This is a genomic window from Mesorhizobium sp. M0587 (assembly GCF_040320945.1).
Lineage (GTDB): Bacteria > Pseudomonadota > Alphaproteobacteria > Rhizobiales > Rhizobiaceae > Mesorhizobium.
The window spans coordinates 71,234-88,194 of sequence record NZ_JAMYQP010000010.1; the positions used below are offsets into that span (position 1 = coordinate 71,234).

General features: G+C 63.2%; 22 protein-coding genes. 15 read left to right on the forward strand and 7 right to left on the reverse strand.

Going from position 1 to position 16,961, the window contains the following annotated elements; all coding sequences use genetic code 11:
• Positions 1-54: 54 nt before the first annotated feature.
• On the reverse strand, positions 55-534 hold the full coding sequence (locus tag NKI49_RS12015) for an Lrp/AsnC family transcriptional regulator (protein ID WP_352600409.1): 480 nt from the start codon (positions 532-534) through the stop codon (positions 55-57).
• 133 nt (positions 535-667) lie between these two features.
• Between NKI49_RS12015 and NKI49_RS12020 the strand changes: the two genes are divergently transcribed.
• From NKI49_RS12020 to NKI49_RS12030, 3 genes are all read left to right on the forward strand, one after another.
• Positions 668-1,573 (forward strand): DMT family transporter, encoded by a 906-nt coding sequence (locus NKI49_RS12020; RefSeq protein WP_352600411.1) that lies wholly within the window; start codon positions 668-670, stop codon positions 1,571-1,573.
• A gap of 145 nt (positions 1,574-1,718) precedes the next feature.
• Positions 1,719-2,366, forward strand: coding sequence for a thiamine phosphate synthase (locus tag NKI49_RS12025; RefSeq protein ID WP_352600413.1), 648 nt, complete (start codon positions 1,719-1,721; stop codon positions 2,364-2,366).
• 46 nt (positions 2,367-2,412) lie between these two features.
• On the forward strand, positions 2,413-3,408 hold the full coding sequence (locus NKI49_RS12030) for a tetratricopeptide repeat protein (protein ID WP_352600520.1): 996 nt from the start codon (positions 2,413-2,415) through the stop codon (positions 3,406-3,408).
• 15 nt (positions 3,409-3,423) lie between these two features.
• Here NKI49_RS12030 and NKI49_RS12035 read toward each other — a convergent pair whose 3' ends face one another.
• Entirely contained in the window at positions 3,424-3,726 is a 303-nt protein-coding gene (locus NKI49_RS12035; RefSeq protein ID WP_352600415.1) for a hypothetical protein, read from the reverse strand.
• A gap of 1 nt (position 3,727) precedes the next feature.
• Between NKI49_RS12035 and NKI49_RS12040 the strand changes: the two genes are divergently transcribed.
• From NKI49_RS12040 to NKI49_RS12065, 6 genes are all read left to right on the forward strand, one after another.
• Complete coding sequence (locus tag NKI49_RS12040; RefSeq protein WP_352600417.1) at positions 3,728-4,045, forward strand: UBP-type zinc finger domain-containing protein; 318 nt, start codon at positions 3,728-3,730, stop codon at positions 4,043-4,045.
• A 112-nt stretch (positions 4,046-4,157) separates the two neighbouring features.
• A complete protein-coding gene (gene efp / locus NKI49_RS12045) occupies positions 4,158-4,724 on the forward strand; it encodes an elongation factor P (RefSeq protein WP_352600419.1) in 567 nt (188 codons plus the stop codon).
• 141 nt (positions 4,725-4,865) lie between these two features.
• Positions 4,866-5,666, forward strand: a complete 801-nt coding sequence (locus NKI49_RS12050) for an inositol monophosphatase family protein (protein ID WP_352600421.1) — start codon at positions 4,866-4,868, stop codon at positions 5,664-5,666.
• Positions 5,667-5,769: 103 nt separating this feature from the next.
• Positions 5,770-6,462, forward strand: a complete 693-nt coding sequence (gene trhA / locus NKI49_RS12055) for a PAQR family membrane homeostasis protein TrhA (RefSeq protein ID WP_352600423.1) — start codon at positions 5,770-5,772, stop codon at positions 6,460-6,462.
• Positions 6,463-6,848: 386 nt separating this feature from the next.
• Positions 6,849-7,874 carry a MotA/TolQ/ExbB proton channel family protein gene (locus NKI49_RS12060; RefSeq protein WP_352600426.1) on the forward strand — a complete coding sequence of 342 codons (1,026 nt, stop codon included), beginning with the start codon at positions 6,849-6,851 and terminating at the stop codon, positions 7,872-7,874.
• Position 7,875: 1 nt separating this feature from the next.
• The gene (locus NKI49_RS12065; protein ID WP_352600428.1) at positions 7,876-8,907 is read left to right on the forward strand and encodes a peptidoglycan -binding protein; all 1,032 of its coding nucleotides are present in this window, start codon (positions 7,876-7,878) and stop codon (positions 8,905-8,907) included.
• A 98-nt stretch (positions 8,908-9,005) separates the two neighbouring features.
• Here the strand turns inward: NKI49_RS12065 and NKI49_RS12070 are convergent, their stop codons facing one another.
• Complete coding sequence (locus tag NKI49_RS12070) at positions 9,006-9,359, reverse strand: DUF1304 domain-containing protein (RefSeq protein WP_352600430.1); 354 nt, start codon at positions 9,357-9,359, stop codon at positions 9,006-9,008.
• A 142-nt stretch (positions 9,360-9,501) separates the two neighbouring features.
• Between NKI49_RS12070 and NKI49_RS12075 the strand changes: the two genes are divergently transcribed.
• The 3 genes from NKI49_RS12075 (at position 9,502) to NKI49_RS12085 (ending at position 11,762) form a co-directional block, all read left to right on the forward strand.
• A complete protein-coding gene (locus NKI49_RS12075; RefSeq protein ID WP_352600432.1) occupies positions 9,502-10,989 on the forward strand; it encodes a carboxypeptidase M32 in 1,488 nt (495 codons plus the stop codon).
• A 64-nt stretch (positions 10,990-11,053) separates the two neighbouring features.
• Positions 11,054-11,335 carry a hypothetical protein gene (locus NKI49_RS12080; RefSeq protein WP_352600434.1) on the forward strand — a complete coding sequence of 94 codons (282 nt, stop codon included), beginning with the start codon at positions 11,054-11,056 and terminating at the stop codon, positions 11,333-11,335.
• A gap of 67 nt (positions 11,336-11,402) precedes the next feature.
• Complete coding sequence (locus NKI49_RS12085) at positions 11,403-11,762, forward strand: PIN domain-containing protein (RefSeq protein ID WP_352600436.1); 360 nt, start codon at positions 11,403-11,405, stop codon at positions 11,760-11,762.
• Between the two features lie 8 nt (positions 11,763-11,770).
• Here the strand turns inward: NKI49_RS12085 and NKI49_RS12090 are convergent, their stop codons facing one another.
• The gene (locus NKI49_RS12090; protein WP_352600438.1) at positions 11,771-13,570 is read right to left on the reverse strand and encodes an ABC transporter transmembrane domain-containing protein; all 1,800 of its coding nucleotides are present in this window, start codon (positions 13,568-13,570) and stop codon (positions 11,771-11,773) included.
• Positions 13,571-13,776: 206 nt separating this feature from the next.
• On the opposite strand from NKI49_RS12090, the gene rpmE reads away from it, so the two are divergent.
• A complete protein-coding gene (rpmE, locus tag NKI49_RS12095; protein WP_006327661.1) occupies positions 13,777-13,998 on the forward strand; it encodes a 50S ribosomal protein L31 in 222 nt (73 codons plus the stop codon).
• Positions 13,999-14,198: 200 nt separating this feature from the next.
• Here the strand turns inward: rpmE and NKI49_RS12100 are convergent, their stop codons facing one another.
• A complete protein-coding gene (locus tag NKI49_RS12100; protein ID WP_352600440.1) occupies positions 14,199-14,840 on the reverse strand; it encodes a TetR/AcrR family transcriptional regulator in 642 nt (213 codons plus the stop codon).
• A gap of 163 nt (positions 14,841-15,003) precedes the next feature.
• Between NKI49_RS12100 and NKI49_RS12105 the strand changes: the two genes are divergently transcribed.
• Together NKI49_RS12105 and NKI49_RS12110 are read left to right on the forward strand one after the other, a co-directional pair.
• The gene (locus NKI49_RS12105) at positions 15,004-15,483 is read left to right on the forward strand and encodes an anthrone oxygenase family protein (RefSeq protein ID WP_352600442.1); all 480 of its coding nucleotides are present in this window, start codon (positions 15,004-15,006) and stop codon (positions 15,481-15,483) included.
• Between the two features lie 70 nt (positions 15,484-15,553).
• Positions 15,554-15,700: a glycine zipper domain-containing protein gene (locus NKI49_RS12110; protein WP_352600524.1), complete on the forward strand. Its 147-nt coding sequence runs from the start codon at positions 15,554-15,556 to the stop codon at positions 15,698-15,700.
• A gap of 16 nt (positions 15,701-15,716) precedes the next feature.
• On the opposite strand, the gene NKI49_RS12115 is transcribed toward NKI49_RS12110, so the two are convergent.
• Together NKI49_RS12115 and NKI49_RS12120 are read right to left on the reverse strand one after the other, a co-directional pair.
• A complete protein-coding gene (locus NKI49_RS12115; protein ID WP_352600444.1) occupies positions 15,717-16,013 on the reverse strand; it encodes an Rdx family protein in 297 nt (98 codons plus the stop codon).
• 12 nt (positions 16,014-16,025) lie between these two features.
• Positions 16,026-16,775, reverse strand: a complete 750-nt coding sequence (locus NKI49_RS12120; RefSeq protein ID WP_352600446.1) for a YebC/PmpR family DNA-binding transcriptional regulator — start codon at positions 16,773-16,775, stop codon at positions 16,026-16,028.
• Positions 16,776-16,961 lie beyond the last annotated feature (186 nt).

Genomic DNA, 16,961 nt, shown 5'->3' on the forward strand with positions numbered 1-16,961 from the left:
CAGCAAACGATCCGGCACTGAGCCCTGAAGCCAGGCCGGTTCACCTGGTCTTGTTCAGGAAGTCTGCAAGACCTTGGCCCGGTCGCGAGGCGAGGCTGCCTCAAGCGGTGGCGGCCGGCGCCGGATCGGCTGCGCCTTGATGATGGCGGTGCTGGTCTCCGCCTTGTCGGCGATGCGGTCGAGAATGCCGTCGAGGTCGCCGATCGAGCGCACGAACAGACGCGCGACGAAGCAGTCGTCGCCCGTCACCTTGTCGCATTCGCCGAATTCGGGGATTTCCTCGATCAGCTTTTGGACGATATGCAGCTTGCCCGGCAGAGGCCGGATCCGCACGATTGCCTGCAAGGTGTAACCGAGCGCCAGCGGATCGATCTCCACGGTGAACGCCCGGATGACGCCGCGCTCCTCAAGCCGGCGAAGCCGCTCCGAAACGCTTGGCGACGACAGCCCGACCTGGCTGGCCAGGTCCTTCAATGAAGTGCGCGCATCCTTGACCAGGATTTCGAGCAGACCTCGGTCGAGATCGTCCAGCATTTTACATTCCTCACAAATTCGCGACCTTAGCCTAATATGATTAGGCCATTCACCGCTATCACCTTTCTAATTCGATGGAAAGCGCCGCAACGGCATGAGATTATCCGGCATCGAAGAATTCGGAGGGTTTGTTGTGAACGAGACAGCGCGTGGCACGATCGAAATGTCCGCCGCAATGGCGATCCTGGGAACGATCGGATGGTTCGTCATCCTGTCCGGCCAGCCGATCATGGATGTGGTGTTCTGGCGTTGTGCATTCGGCGCGCTGACGCTGCTCGTCATCTGCGCGTCGCTGGGATTGCTGCGAAACAGATTGTCGCTGCGTGTCATCGGCATCGCCGCGCTCGGCGGCGCCGCCATCGTTATCAACTGGCTGCTCCTGTTCAGCGCCTTCTCGCGCGCGTCGATCTCGATCGCCACCGCTGTCTACAACACGCAGCCCTTCATGCTGGTCGGCTTCGGCGCGCTGTTCTTCGCCGAGCGGCTGACCCTGACTAAGCTGACCTGGCTGGCCATCGCCTTCGCCGGCATGGTGCTGATCATTCAAGCCGCGCCCGATGCCGGTGATGTCGGCACGAACTATTTTGCCGGCATCCTGATGGCGCTGGCCGCGGCCTTCTTCTGGGCCGTCGCGGCAATCGTCACCAAAAAGCTCAAGGGCACGCCGCCGCATTTGATAGCGCTTATCCAGGTTTGTGTCGGCGTCGTCATGCTGGCGCCCTTCGCCAAACTTTCGCAGCTTCCCACTGACCCGTGGAGCTGGGCCATGCTGGCGACGCTCGGCATCGTCCACACCGGCCTGATGTACATCCTGATGTACGGTGCCATCCAGAAGCTCCCGACGCATCTTCAGGGATCGTTGTCCTTCATCTATCCCGTCGTCGCCATTCTGGTCGATGTGGTGGCTTTCGGCCATCGGCTGCATCCAACCCAAATCGTCGGCGCCACCGCCATCCTGATCGCCGCCGCCGGCATGAATCTCGGCTGGAAGCTGTGGAAACCGAGACCGTCCACCGTGGGCCCGCACCCGATCAAATGACGCAGCATCAAATGACGCAGCCCGGCGGCTGAGCGCCGGCCAAATCACGATCCCGCTTGCCCGCCTGTTCAAAGCGGGCACTTTGCTCTATGCCGCAATCCAACCATCTTCGCCCGGCATAGGCGAAACTCGGGACCGAACAACCATGAATGACGCAACGCCCCCCAATCGCTGTCGCATCGTGCTGATCGCGCCGCCTGGCGTGTCGGCGGCCCGCATCGCGACCGCGTTCGAAGGCGGCGACGTCGCCTCGCTGATCCTGCCCGAGAACGGCATGGACGAGGCTTCCTTCCAGGCCTTTGCCGAACAGATCGTGCCGGCAGCGCAGGGAGCGGGCGTGGCTGTCATCATCGCCGGCGACACCCGCATAGCGGGCCGCGTCCAGGCCGACGGCATCCATGTCGAGGTCTCCAAGGCCGAACTCGCCGAGACGATCGAGCACTTGCAGGCAAAAATGATGGTCGGCGCCGGCGGCGCCAAGACGCGTGACGATGCGCTCGAACTCGGTGAAACCAGGCCCGACTACATCTTCTTCGGCCGCTTCGGATACGACAACAAGCCCGAGCCGCATCCGCGCAACCTGTCGCTGGGCGAATGGTGGGCGCGGATGATCCAGATCCCTTGCATCGTCATGGCCGGGTCGGATCTCGCCTCCGTAGAAGCAGTCGCCGCCACCGGCGCCGAGTTCGTCGCGCTGTCGAGCGCGGTGTTCGCCGACGGCGTCGATCCGAAAGCGGCGATCGCCCGCGCCAACGCCCTGCTCGACGAAACCGCGCCACGCTTCGAGGATTGACGTGGCTGCGGCAACGTTCCCCCTTCAGGTCCTGCTTGCCGCGGTCATGATCCAGACCGCCGCTGCCGAAACGATTCCCCTGCCGCAGCCCAAGCCGGCTGCCGGCGCCCACGCCGACAAGCCGATCGAAAAGCAGCTGCCGCAGCCCGCCACCACGACCGAGCCGGCCCCGCTGCCGACGGTCGACGCGGTCAATCCCGATCGCTTCGGCGCCAAGCCGGCTGACGCTGCCTATGGCGCCTTCCAGCGCGGGCTCTACAAGACGGCCTACAACCTCGCACTGGTTCGGGCGCAAAATGGCGACCCGGCGGCACAGACGCTGGTGGCCGAGATATTGTCGCGCGGGCTGGGCGTGCCGTTGAATTCAGCTGAAGCAGCGAAATGGTATGCTCTCGCCGCCGAACAGGGCGTGCCGGAATCGCAGTTCCAGTACGCGCTGATGCTGCTCGACGGCCGCTACGTCAAGAAAGACGAGAAGGAGGCCTACGCGCTGATGCAGGCCGCCGCCGAAGCCGGCAACCGGCTGGCGCAGTTCAATTTCGCGCAGATGCTGGTCCAGCAGGATCCCGGCGACGCGGGCTTGGCCAAAGCGGTTTCCTATTATGAGCGCGCCGCCGCGACCGGCCTCGCCGATGCGCAATATGCGATGTCGCAGATCTACGCCAATGGCGTCGGCGGCAAACCGCGCGACGACGCACAGGCACGGCGCCTGCTGGCGCAGGCGGCACGGCAGAACTACGACACGGCGCAGATCGATCTCGCCGCCTGGATGATCGAGGGACGCGGCGGGGGACGCGACCTGAAATCGGCCTTCGGCTGGATGAAGCAGGCGGCGGAAGGCGGCAATGTCGCCGCCCAGAACCGCCTGGCAAAACTCTATATGGGCGGCATCGGCACCGATCCGGATCTCGTGCTTGCCGGCGCCTGGTACATCGTCGCCCGCCGCGCCGGCCTCATCGATCCGCAGATGGACGATTTTCTGCAAGGACTGAGCGACGACCAGACCAAGCAGGCGTTGCAGAAGGCTAACCGCCTGCCCTGACGGCGGTGCGCGAAATCACCGCGTATCGAGGACGACCTTGCCGAAGGGTGAGCCCTGCTCGACATGGTGAAAGGCCGCCGCCATGGCCTCGGCCTGATGCCTGAGCGCCTTCTCCGGCAACATATGCCGGAGGGTGTTGTGCTGGTCGAAACGGAAAATCTCGACCTTTCCATGCAGGTCGTTATCATGCGGTCGCCACACATCCAGCGGCTGGCAACGGTCGCCGATGCTATTGCCGAGGCGGTTGGTGCGGTTATCAATCGGTAAATCGACGGTGCCTGTGGCGCATCGCACCCGCTGGCAGCGAGGAAAGGACAACATGGCTCCGCATGGCAAGCAATGCACGCATCGCGACTCCATCCGCAAGGTGACGCCCAGTGCCGAGGGTTGCGAGGAATGCCTGGAGATCGGCTCCTGGTGGGTGCACCTGCGGCTCTGCCGGACCTGCGGCCATGTCGGCTGTTGCGACAGTTCGCCGAACCGCCACGCCACCGGACATTTCCATGCGACCAGCCATCCCATCATCGAAGCCTATGACCCTCCCGAGACCTGGGGCTGGTGTTACGTCGATGAGGTCATGCTCGATTTCTCGCAGGACAAGACACCGCAGCGCGGCACCATTCCACGCTTCGACTGATCCTTTGCACGGCACGGTCGCTCAGCCTCAGCTTGCCTCTTCGGGTGTTTTGTGGTCTTGGGAGCCGCAAATCGCGCTCTCCGCGAAAATCTCACTCCCGGATCACACCATCATGGCCAAGATCAATGGCAACGAAATCCGTCCCGGCTACGTCATCGAGCACGATGGCGGCCTCTGGGTGGCGGTCAGGACCAACACCGTCAAGCCCGGCAAGGGCGGCGCCTACAACCAGGTCGAGCTGAAGAACCTCATCAACGGCACCAAGCTCAACGAACGCTTCCGTTCGGCCGAGACGGTCGAGCAAATCCGGCTTGACCTGAAGGATTTTTCCTTCCTCTACGAACAGGACGAGGCGCTGGTCTTCATGGATACCCAGAGCTATGAACAGCTCGAACTGAACAAGGATTTCGTCGGCGATCGCTCCGCTTTCCTGCAGGACGGCATGATGGTGACGGTCCAGCTCTATGAGGACAGGCCGATCGGCATTTCGTTGCCCGACTATGTCACGCTGACCATCACCGAGGCGGATCCGGTGGTGAAAGGCCAGACGGCGGCATCTTCCTACAAGCCGGCGATTCTGGAAAACGGCATCCGGGTGCTGGTGCCGCCATTCATCGGCGCCGGCGAGCGCATCATCGTCGACACCAACGAAATCACGTATGTGCGCCGCGCCGACTAGAGCATGATCTCGAACCGAAGGTCAGCGCAGCAAAAAGTTGCAGACTTTCGGGCAAGATCATGCGTGAAAAGACAAGCAGATGAAGCCGGGCCGCGATCCAATTTAGGTTGATCCACCCCAGGCTTTTGGAGTTTCAACAATATGGCACGCTCAGCCCTTCTCAACGTCATGGTCCAGGCCGCAATGAAGGCCGGCCGCTCGCTGTCGCGCGACTTCGGCGAGGTCCAGAACCTGCAGGTCTCGATGAAGGGGCCGGGCGATTATGTCAGCCAGGCCGATCGCAAGGCCGAGGACATCGTCTTTGCCGAACTGTCGAAGGCGCGGCCCGGCTATTCCTTCCTGATGGAAGAGCGCGGCGTGGTCGAAGGCGATGACAGCCAGCACCGCTGGATCGTCGACCCGCTCGACGGCACCACCAATTTCCTGCATGGCATTCCGCTCTTCGCGGTCTCGATCGCGTTGGAGCGCCAGGGCCAGATCGTTGCCGGCGTCATCTACAATCCGGCGATGGACGAACTCTACACCACTGAGCGCGGCGGCGGTGCCTTCATGAACGATCGGCGCTTGCGCGTCGCCGGTCGCACCAAGCTGGTCGACACCGTGGTCGGCTGCGGAGTGCCGCATCTGGGACGCGGCCATCACGGCAATTTCCTCGTCGAACTGCGCAATGTCATGGCGGAAGTGTCCGGCGTCCGTCGCATGGGTGCCGTTTCGCTCGATCTCGCCTATGTCGCCGCCGGACGTATGGACGGCTTCTGGGAAACCGGCCTGGCCGCATGGGATATGGCCGCCGGCCTGCTTTTGATCCGCGAGGCCGGTGGCTTCGTTTCGGACATGGATGGCGGACAGGACATGCTCGACAACGGCTCGGTGGTCGCCGGCAACGAAGTGATCCAGCGCGCTTTGCTCAAGACGGTAAAAAGACCGCTCACGTCGCGCTGACCGGCCGCCGCGCTGAAGCGCCGCAGTCGTAAAACCGCAAACAAGACTTGAAATACTGCCCGGCGAGCGCCCAGATTGCGATGGGCGGCGCAGGAACACGGCAGTGAACGACATCAGGCCCACCCCCGACATCGACATCCCGTTCATCGGACGCTGGCACTATTCGCGCGCCGAGATGATCGCCGACGGCATCGTCCACGCCGTCGGCATCGTGCTGGCGATCGCGGCCGGCTCGACGCTGCTGGCCTTGGCGGCGTTTCGGGTCGGACCTGGCGAATATATCGCCGCCGCCTTCTATGTCGTTTCGCTGCTCACCGTGCTTTCGGTATCGCTGGCCTACAATCTGTGGCCGGTGTCGTCGCCGGTCAAATGGGTCCTGCGGCGTTTCGATCACGCCGCGATCTATCTTCTGATCGCTGCCACCTACACGCCTTTTCTCGCCCAGCTCGACGGTTCCCCGCTGGCCAGCTGGATGATCGTCCTGGTCTGGACAGCGGCGGCAACGGGCATCGCCATCAAGGTGTTTCTCCCCGGCCGCTTCGACCGGCTGGCCATTCTCTTTTATCTCGCCATCGGCTGGAGCGGCATCATCCTGGTCAGGCCGCTCGTCGAGACGCTGCCGACGACGTCGATCGTGCTCATCGTCGCCGGTGGTATCGTCTATTCCTGCGGCGTCATCTTCTTCGCCTGGAAGGGGCTGCGCTTCCACAATGCGCTGTGGCACGGCTTCGTCGTCACCGGCGCCGGCCTGCATCTGGCAGCCATGGTCGACTGCCTGGTCATCAATCACCTCTGATGGTGCACGCGATCTCGGCAGCCTGCCCAGGACTCCGAACTCCAGGTTAGAAAAAATGCTGACGACGGACAACACGGCGGTGCCGACAGCTTTTTGCGCCCGCAGCTTTTCATGATAGGAATTTTTTCTTGACAGGGTGAGTGCAGCTATGGTACATATTTGCCCATGGTGCAGATTTGCGCCAAGGACCCGCGGCACAGGCAGGTCTTTCGTTTGATGCTTCTCAACCAACGCGCCGGCAACGCTCCAGAGCAGCCCGTTAACCGGGATTCGTTGCCCTGGCGCTCTAACTGGCAATATTGCCAGCGCCATTCAATTTGGTCACAATTCCGTTTAGAGTCGCGAATTACGTGATCGGCGGCAGCGGCATCGGAAACGGGGCACGGATGGCTTTTCTCAGATCCTTCGGCATGGGCAGACGCTCCGACGTCCTGATCTACGATCCACATAAACTGTCGAGCCCGCAGGTCTTCCTGCTGACCATGGTCATCTTCCTGGCCATAGTGGCGTTTATTGCCGCTATATTGACCCGCCAGATCTCGACCGCTTTCGTAACCAATCCTGGGCTGAACGGCCTGATCGTCGGCGTGCTCGTCGTCGGTATCCTGCTGGCCTTCGTCCAAGTCGGGCGACTGTTTCGCGAAGTTCGGTGGGTCAACTCTTTCCGCGCCGGCTCCGAGACCATCGAACCGGTGCTGCTGGCACCGATGAAGGCGATGATCGGACGCTCCGCGAGCATGGCCTTCTCGACCAGTTCGATGCGGACGATGCTCGATTCCATCGCCACGCGTCTCGATGAAAGCCGCGACACCTCGCGCTATCTCGTCGGCCTACTGGTTTTCCTCGGTCTGCTCGGCACCTTCTGGGGGCTGTTGAACACGATCGGCTCGATCCGCGAAACCATCGAATCGCTCGATCCCGGCACAGGTGACGCGGCCGCGGTGCTCGATTCGCTGAAGCAGGGGCTGTCGGCGCCGCTGGCCGGCATGGGCACCGCCTTCTCGTCCTCCCTGTTCGGCCTCTCCGGTTCGCTGGTGCTTGGCTTCCTCGATCTGCAGGCCGGCCGCGCCCAGACCCGCTTCTACACCGAGCTCGAAAACTGGCTGTCCTCGGTCACCGATCTGTCGTCCGACATCATCGTTTCCGACTCGGCCAGGACCGAACCTTCCGACGAGATCCGCCTGCTGTCGGAGAGACTGCGCAGCATGCAGGAGAACGGCGGCGGCTCGAACCCGCGCGTCGCCACCGCGATGGCCAATCTCGCCGACGGCATTTCCGGCCTGGTCAAGAACATGCGCTCCGAGCAGCAGATCATGCGCGACTGGGTCGAGGCCCAGTCCGATGAACAGAAGGCCATGCGCACCACGCTGGAAAAGATCGCCGACGCCCTGAAGAAGCCCGGGGTCCATTAGCATGGCGCTCGCCAGGGGCCGGCGTACCGACCGCCGCATCGATTACTGGCCGGGTTTCGTCGACGCGCTGTCGACGCTGCTGCTGGCCATCATGTTCCTGCTCACGGTCTTCGTGCTGGCGCAGTTCCTGCTCGGCCGCGAGATTTCCGGCAAGGACACGGCGCTCTCGCGCCTCAACTCGCAGATCAACGAACTGACCCAACTGCTGGCGCTTGAGCGCTCGACGGCGCAGGACAAGGAGGATTCGCTCGCCAATCTGCAGGCGTCGCTGTCGGCGGCGGAAGCCGAAAAGAGCCGCCTCGAACAATTGCTGGCGCAAGGCGCGGGCGCCGGCGACGCCGCCAACCAGCGCGCGACGGCTCTTTCGGGCGAACTCGACAGCCAGCGCCAGATCAGCCAGCAGGCGCTGAGCCAGGTCGAGATCCTCAACCAGCAGATCGCCGCATTGCGCAAGCAGATCGGCGCGCTCGAGGATGCGCTCAACGTTTCCGAAGCCCGCGACCGCGATTCCAACACCAAGATCGCCGATCTCGGCCGCCGCCTGAACGTGGCGCTGGCGCAGCGTGTGCAGGAACTGAATCGCTACCGCTCGGATTTCTTCGGCCGCTTGCGCGAGATTCTCGCCGACCGCGAGAACATCCGCATCGTCGGCGACCGTTTCGTCTTCCAGTCGGAGGTGCTGTTCCCGACCGGCTCCGAGGTGATCAACGACGCCGGCAAGGTCGAGATGAAAAAGCTCGCTGACGCCATCATAGAACTGCAAAAAGAGATCCCGCCCGAGATCAACTGGGTGCTCCGGGTCGACGGCCATACCGACAACAAGCCGCTGTCGGGCACCGGCCGTTATCGCGACAACTGGGAGCTATCGACGGCGCGCTCGACCTCGGTGGTCAAGTTCCTGATCGAGAACGGCGTGCCGGCCAACCGGCTGGTCGCCGCCGGCTTCGGCGAGTTCCAGCCGCTCGACCCCGCGGACACCGAAGAGGCGCGCAACAAGAACCGCCGTATTGAACTGAAGCTCACCGAACGTTGATCTGTCATCGCGTAGTGTCACGCGAATTTGTGCGTCGGTTCATGTCTAGGGCGTAAATCGATGCCGGCAAGGCCCTGGTCCCGCGGGCGTCCTTTTCCCTACCAGCCGAGCCACACCGCAATCAGGGCGACCACCGCCGGCACGGTCTGGACGAACAGGATCTTGCGGCCGACCGTGGCGGCGCCATAGAGGCCGGCAATGGCCACGCAAGCCAGGAAGAAAACCTTGACCTGAAAACCGGCCGCGCCGAGGTAAAGCCCCCAGATCAGGCCGGCGGCGAGAAATCCGTTGTAGAGGCCCTGATTGGCGGCGAGCACTTTCGAGGCGCTGGCGAATTCCGGCGTCAACCGGAACGTCTTGTGTCCGCGTGGCGTGTCCCACAGCACCATCTCCAGGTAGACGATGTAGACATGGATCAAGGCCACGAGCCCGACCAGGATGTTGCCGACCATTCCGTTCCCCCTTCATGTGTCGTCGGCAGCATTTCACGCGTCGGCTCGCCAGCGCAAGACGCATATGACGAGCGGCGCCCGAGGGTTGCAAACGCTCTTGCGTTGGTATCTTTTCGCGCCGTCCCCAATCACGGAAGCAGCCATGTCCTTTCAGAAACTCGACGACCTCGGCCACAAGCTCGAAGCTCTTGAGCATGCGCTGGCCATCCTCGGCGCCGATGAAGCGACCCACATGGCCGTCGGCGGCGGCGAGAAGCGCGCCGAGGCGATGTCGGCGCTGGCCGGCATGTATCACACAAGGGCGACCGCGCCGGAGATCGCCGACTGGATCGCCGCGGCCGAAGGCGAGGTGCTCGACGACCAGCAGCGGGCTGCCCTGGCCGAGCTGCGGCGGCAATACACCAACCTGACCTGCCTGCCGGTCGAATTCGTCGAACGCCAGACGACGGCGCGCATGCGTTGCGAGCAATTGTGGCGCTACCTGCGCGCCAAGAACGACTGGGCCGGCTTCCAGCCTGCGCTCGAGGGCGTGGTGGCGCTGGTGCGCGAAGAAGCGGCTCTGCGTGCCGACGTGCTCGGTCTCGCCCCCTACGACGCGCTGATGGAGCAGTACGACCCCGGCAACCGCACCGCCGACATCACTCCTGTGTTCGCCGACCTGAAGAGTTTCCTGAGAGGCTTCGTGCCGGAAGCATTGGCGATCCAGGAAGCGCGGCTGCGCAAGCATCCACTGAAGCCGCTTTCGGGCACTTATGCGATCGACCGCCAACGCGAACTCGGCCTTGCCATGATGGCGGCGGTCGGCTTCGACCTGACGCACGGCTCGCTGTCGGTGTCGCACCATCCGTTCTGCGGCGGTGTGCCTAGCGACGTGCGCATCACCACCCGCTACAAGACTTCCGATTTCCTGTCGGCGCTGATGGGCGTGCTGCACGAGACCGGCCATGCACTCTACGAGCAGAACCTGCCGAAGGCGTGGTCGCACTGGCCGCTCGGCAAGGCGCGCGGCATGGCGGTGCATGAAAGCCAGAGCCTGTTCGTTGAAAAGCAGATCGGGCGCAATCCCGCCTTCTGGCGTTGGGCATTGCCGGTCGTGGAAAAGCATCTCGGCGAAGCCTGGTCGCTCGACGACATCCTGCCGCATGTCCACCATGTCGAGCGCGGCCTGATCCGTGTCGATGCCGACGAGGTGACGTACCCGCTGCATGTCATCCTGCGCTACGAGCTGGAGCAGGAACTCGTCTCGGGCAGGCTGGAGGTGGCCGACTTGCCCGAGGCCTGGGACGCCAAGATGCGCGACTATCTCGGCCTCTCAACCCTCGACAATCCCGCCGACGGGCCGATGCAGGACGTGCATTGGCCGGGTGCTGCCTTCGGCTATTTCCCCTCCTACACGCTTGGCGCGATGATGGCGGCACAGCAATGGGCGGCGTTGACGCGCGAGCATGCTTCCACGGACGACGATCTTGCCAAAGGCAATTTCGAAGCGATCAACGCCTGGCGGCGCGACAGAATCTGGTCGCAGGGATCACGTTGGTCGACGCCAAACCTGCTCGAACGCGCCACCGGCGAAAAGCTCAACGCCGTGTATTTCACCGAACATTTACGCAAACGCTATGGAGCCGCGTGAGCCGCATTAGCGTTTCATATCCTCAGCGCATATATTTTAGTGTGAGGAATTGGGAGAACGCATCGTGGGAATTTCCCCTCCAAAGGAGCGCGCTACTTTTTCGATCGCCGCAGAAATAAAGAACCGGCTTGAGGACGAAGTTCCAAAAAGCGAAAGGTCACGTTTCGTGGAAACCGCAATCGATCAAGCGTTGCGCGCAGTCGCCGTCAAGCGCCTCAAGAAAACCCTGAATGACCTGCCGCGCGGAGCCCACCCCAAAAGCGAAAGTACCACCGACTTTCTGCACGCCCAGCGCGTGAAGTGGGACGGCCGATCCCCTGACACCCTCAACGGCCCCAGGAAATGATCGTCGTCGACGCTTCCGTCTTCGTGAAACTTTCAAGCAGGAAGAAGACAGCGAGGCAGCTCGGAACTTGATTGATCACATGGTGGACCAGGGCCAAGGTTATCTTGCTCCGTCGGTGGTGCTGTACGAGGCTCTTTCGGCCGCGTTGCACGTCGAATTGCCGCTCGCGACGGTTGGCCAGCTTTTCGACCAATTTCGAGAACTGGGGCTAGCGATCGAAGAGCCGACGGCGCAGGATCTGGCAACGGCGGAGAAAATTGCCACATCAGCCGTGCCCGGCAATGGTTATCCTACCTTGTTCGACAGCATCTATCACGCAATGGCGATAGAACGCGGCGCCACCTTTGTCACGGCCGATCAGCGCCACTTTGCCAAGGCCTCGCAGTTTGGCAGCGTCGTGCTGCTGAAGGATTGGCGAGCCAGCTGACGCCTTCTTTACTCGGCCGCGCCCCTGAAGGCGCTGGCGCCGGTTTCGAACTGCAGCTTGGCCAGCCGCGCATAGATGCCGCCTTTGGTCACCAGGCTCTGATGCGTGCCTTCCTCGACGATGCTTCCGCCATCCATCACCAGGATCCTGTCGGCCTTCAGCACCGTTGCCAGGCGGTGGGCGATGACGATGGTGGTGCGGCCCCGCATCAGCCGCTCAAGTGCCGTCTGCACCAGCGTCTCGCTCTCGGCGTCGAGCGCCGAAGTCGCCTCGTCGAGCAAAAGGATCGGCGCGTCGCGCAGGATGGCGCGGGCGATCGCCACCCGCTGGCGCTGGCCGCCGGAGAGCGTCACGCCACGCTCGCCAAGCTGGCTGGCATAGCCTTTGTCGAGCTTGAGAATGAATTCATCGGCCAGCGCATCCCTGGCCGCCGCTTCGATCTCGGCATCGCTGGCCCCCGGCCGGCCAAAGCCGATATTGTCGCGCGCGCTTGCCGCGAAAATGGTGACGTCCTGAGGCACGATGGCGATGCGCGCGCGAACCGAAGCAGGATCGGCTTCGCGCACGTTGACGCCATCGATCAGGATCCTGCCTGTTTCCGGATCGTAGAAGCGCAGGATCAGCGAAAAGACCGTGCTCTTGCCGGCGCCCGACGGACCAACGATCGCCACCGTCTCGCCGGGCATTACCTCAAAGCTCAAGCCATGCACGGCGGCGCGATCGGGTCTTGCCGGATAAGAGAAGGATACGGCGTCGAAAGCGATCGCACCCTTGGCGGCTGCCGGCAGCGGCTTGGGATCGGCCGGAGCCTGGATCGCCGGCTTCTCGGCCAGGATCTCGGTCAGCCGCTCGGCGGCACCCGCCGCCTGCGCAAGTTCGCCCCAGACTTCCGACAGCGCGCCGAGCGCGCCGGCGGCGAACACCGAATAGAGCAGGAACTGGCCGAGCGTGCCGGGTGACAGCGTACCGTCGAGGACATCGCGCGAACCGAACCACAGCACCGCCACGACGGAGGAAAAGATGGCGAAGATGGCGAAGAAGGTGAGGAACGAGCGCGCGAAGATCGAAGCGCGCGCTGCCTCGAAAGCGGCATCCACCGCGCCCGAGAAGTGGCTGGTGACCAGCTTTTCGTTGGTGAAGGCCTGCAGCGTGCGCACCGCGCCGATCTGCTCGCTGGCATAGGCGGTCGCTTCCGCCAACGTGTCCTGCGCCTGCCGCGATTTGCGCCGCACCGATCGGCCGAAGGCGACCAGCGGCAGGACGACGACGGGTATGGCCGCAATGACCAGGCCGGACAGTTTCGGACTGGTGACGACCATCATCGCCACGGCTCCAAGGCCAAGGATGACATTGCGCAGCGCCACCGAAGCGGTGGCGCCGACAGCCGACTTGACCTGCGTGGTGTCGGCGGAGAGCCGCGACACGATCTCGCCCGATTGTGCGCTGTCGAAGAAGGCCGGCGACAATGTGGTGACATGGGCGAAGACGTCGCGCCTGATATCGGCGACAACGCGCTCGCCGAGCGTGATGACGAAATAGTAGCGGCCGGCCGACGCCGCCGCCAGCAGCGCGGCCATCGCCACCAACGCGGCAAAATATTCGGCGATCAAGATCGTGCCGGAAGGCGTAAATCCGTGGTCGATCATCCGCCGTACGGCAAGTGGCAGCGCCAGCGTCGTCACCGCCGCGACAGTCAGCGAGATGACGGCGCCGGCAACCATTTTGCGGTAGCGGCCGATATAGGGGAACAGACGTCTGAGCGGCTTGAGCGAGCGCCGGCGCTCGTCTGCGCTGCTGGTTTGCGCCATCCCAGTGTTTCCTCTAGCCGCCTTGAGCCCATGCGCCTCAATATGCGCGTGCCGCGGCCTTGTGATTCAATTCCGGCTGATGTATAGGCTCGCCGACCGTTTTAGAAGCCGTGGCTCCTCAATAGCTGCGGCTTCGAGTTTTAAAAAGGGGCGCATCGACGCAGGCTTATGCCCGTCAGCCGCGCCGGCAAGCCAGGAACAGAGCGATGAAAACCGATATCCATCCCGACTACCACACCATCAAGGTCGTCATGACCGACGGCACCGAATACATGACCCGTTCGACCTGGGGCAAGGAAGGCGATACGATGAACCTCGATATCGACCCGACGACCCACCCGGCCTGGACCGGCGGCCAGCAGACCCTGCTCGACCGCGGCGGCCGCCTGTCGAAGTTCAAGAAGCGCTTCGAAGGTTTCGGCCTCTAAGCCGCACCCGGCCTTTCGCAGATCAGAAAAACCCGCCTGGTGGCGGGTTTTTTGTTGCGACGAGGTGGCTCGCCTCAAGCTGGCGCTCGCGCCCTACCTTCCCCTTGTGGAGGTCGGACCGAAGGTCCGGGGGGCTGGCGCCGCCCCCACCCCGCTGCTTCGCAGCGACCCTCCCCACGAGAGGGAAGATGGGGAGCATTCTACCTGTCCAGCAATTCCCGCAGCGCCATGCGCTTGTAGGCAGCGACCAGCCTGTCGCCCTCCTGCCGCTCGACCGAGATCGCCAGCCGCATAGCCGCCTCGCCCATCTGCCAGACGAGAAACGCCGACGTGTCGAGAGCCACCGGATCGGCGCTGGGATGCAGCCGCTTGAGCACCTCTGTGAGGAATTCGGCGTTGGCCCGGCTGTCGGCGAGTTCGAGCTGGCGCAACGCCTTGTCGGCTTGCGTCCCCGACCAGATGTCGCGCATCACAGGCTCGGCCAAGAACAGCCGGTAGTAGATATCGACCAGTTCCGAAAACGCTTGGCCCAGGCCTTCGGCGTCGCTGACGCCGGCGAGCGCCGCCGAGATACAGGCCTGGCTCTCGGCGGTGTAGCGCTCGGCCAACGCCCGGATGATCGCGCGCTTGTCCGGAAAGAACTGGTAGAGCGAACCGATCGACACCCCCGCCCGTTCCGCGACTTCCCCCATGCGCATGGCATCGCTGCCTTGCTCGGCGATCAGCGCCGAGGCCGCCGCCAGCATGCGTTCGACCCGCTCGCGGCTGCGCTGCTGGCTCGGCGCCCGGCGCGGCGAAGCGATCTGTTCCTGGGGGGACATGTGCGTGGCGGTGTCGTCCATGACTGGCTCCCGATCCGACAAAATTGCTTGACTCGCTAAATACGAGGGTTTATCACGTTTTGCAAATGTGAGGACTTCTCATGTTTTGACCGAGGAGCCAGCTCGTCGCCGCGTCGCGGCGCATTCAACCGAAACCGCCGCAATCGGCCAATGGAGCACTGACATGATCACGAAACTTCTCCCCACCTTGATCTTCATCGCCGCGATAGGCTCGGGCATTGTCGGCGGCGTGTTCTTCGCCTTTTCCAACTTTGTCATGCCGGCGCTCGCCGGCTTGCCGGCAGCAGGCGGCATCGCCGCGATGAATTCGATCAACGTCACCGTCATCACCCCGGCATTCATGACCGCGCTTTTCGGCACCGGCCTGGTCTGCCTCGTGCTCATCGCCGGCGCGATCATCGGCTGGAACCAGCCGGGCTCGTTCTGGCTGCTTGCCGGCGCGCTGATCTACATCGTCGGCAACCCGATCGTGACCATGCTCTTCAACGTGCCGCTCAACGACGCACTCGCCGCCGTCGATCCAGCCAGCAGCGAAGGCGCTAGCCTATGGGCGCGCTACCTCGATGAATGGGTGATGTGGAACCATGTCCGTACTCTCACCGGCATAGCCGCGCTGGCATCCTTCTGGTTCGCCGCGCGTTGACGACGAGCGGAAGCCGACGGCATGGGGTTTCCGCCTGAACAGATCAGGTGGATCGTCCGGGAGACACGCCTTGAAGGATCAATACTCGAACATGGGCTTCGGCATGGCAATCGGGGTGGGCGTCGGGGCGGCGATCGGCGCCGCACTCGACGACCTGCCCACGGGCATAGCCATGGGCATTGCCGTTGGCGCCGCTCTCGGGGCCTGGCGACGTTAGTGACGGCCGGCGATCTTCAGGCTTTTGTTTTTCGATCGGAATGGCCGAGATCGCGATCCGGATCGATCACGTCCCGGACCAGCTGCTTGAGCTTGGCCGCGTCCGGAAAGCCACCATCGCGCTTGCGGTCCCAGACCAGCACGTCGTTGCAGGAAATCGTGAAGATGCCACCGGTGCCGGGCACCAGCGCCACTTCGCCGAGATCGGCGCCGAAGGTGGAGAGCAGTTCCTGCGCCATCCAGCCGGCACGCAGCAGCCACTGGCACTGCGTGCAATAGGTGATGCGGATGGTGGGCAGCGGATTTTCGGTCATGTCAGGCTTTGTTCACGCCGCGCTGAGCTTGGCCATGGTCTCGTCGTCGACTTCGAAGTTGGCGTAGACGCTTTGAACGTCATCGTCGTCCTCTAGTGTGGCGACCAGCTTCATCAGCGACTGTGCCCGTTCCTCGTCGACCGGGACATTGTTCTGCGGCCGCCAGATCGGCTTCACCGATTCGGCCTCGCCGAGCGAACCTTCCAGTGCTTTCGACACCTCGCCAAGGCTCTCGAACGCGCAATAGATGGTGTGGCCTTCCTCGTCCGATTCGACATCGTCGGCGCCGGCCTCGATCGCCGCGTCCATGACCTTGTCGGCGCTGCCGGCCGATGCCGGATAATAGATCTCGCCGGCGCGGTCCCACATGAACGACACCGAACCGGTTTCGCCCATTGCCCCCCCTGCCTTGGTGAAGGCGGCACGCACGTTCGACGCCGAACGGTTGCGGTTGTCGGTCAAGGCCTCGACGATAACGGCGACACCGCCTGGGCCGTAGCCCTCATAGCGCACGGCTTCATAGTTTTCGGCGTCGCCCATCGAGGCTTTGTTGACGGCACGCTGGATGTTGTCCTTCGGCATCGACACCGCCTTGGCGTTCTGGATAGCCAGTCGCAGGCGCGGGTTCATCGATGGATCGGGCGTGCCGCTCTTGGCGGCGACGGTGATTTCGCGCGCCAGCTTGGAAAACATTTTCGACCGCACCGCGTCCTGACGGCCCTTGCGGTGCATGATGTTCTTGAACTGTGAATGGCCAGCCATGGCACCCCTGTCGTGTTCGGCTAGAGCATGCTGCGGCCAGGCGACATTGCCCGATATTCGCAAAAATGCTCGAATTCAAAATTTCAGAGCGTCCCGGGTGCAACTCGCGGAAGCACGGCGTTCTCTGTCGGAATGGCCGGCTTATAGATAAATCGGCTCAATTCGTCCAGCCGCACCGCGTTCGCG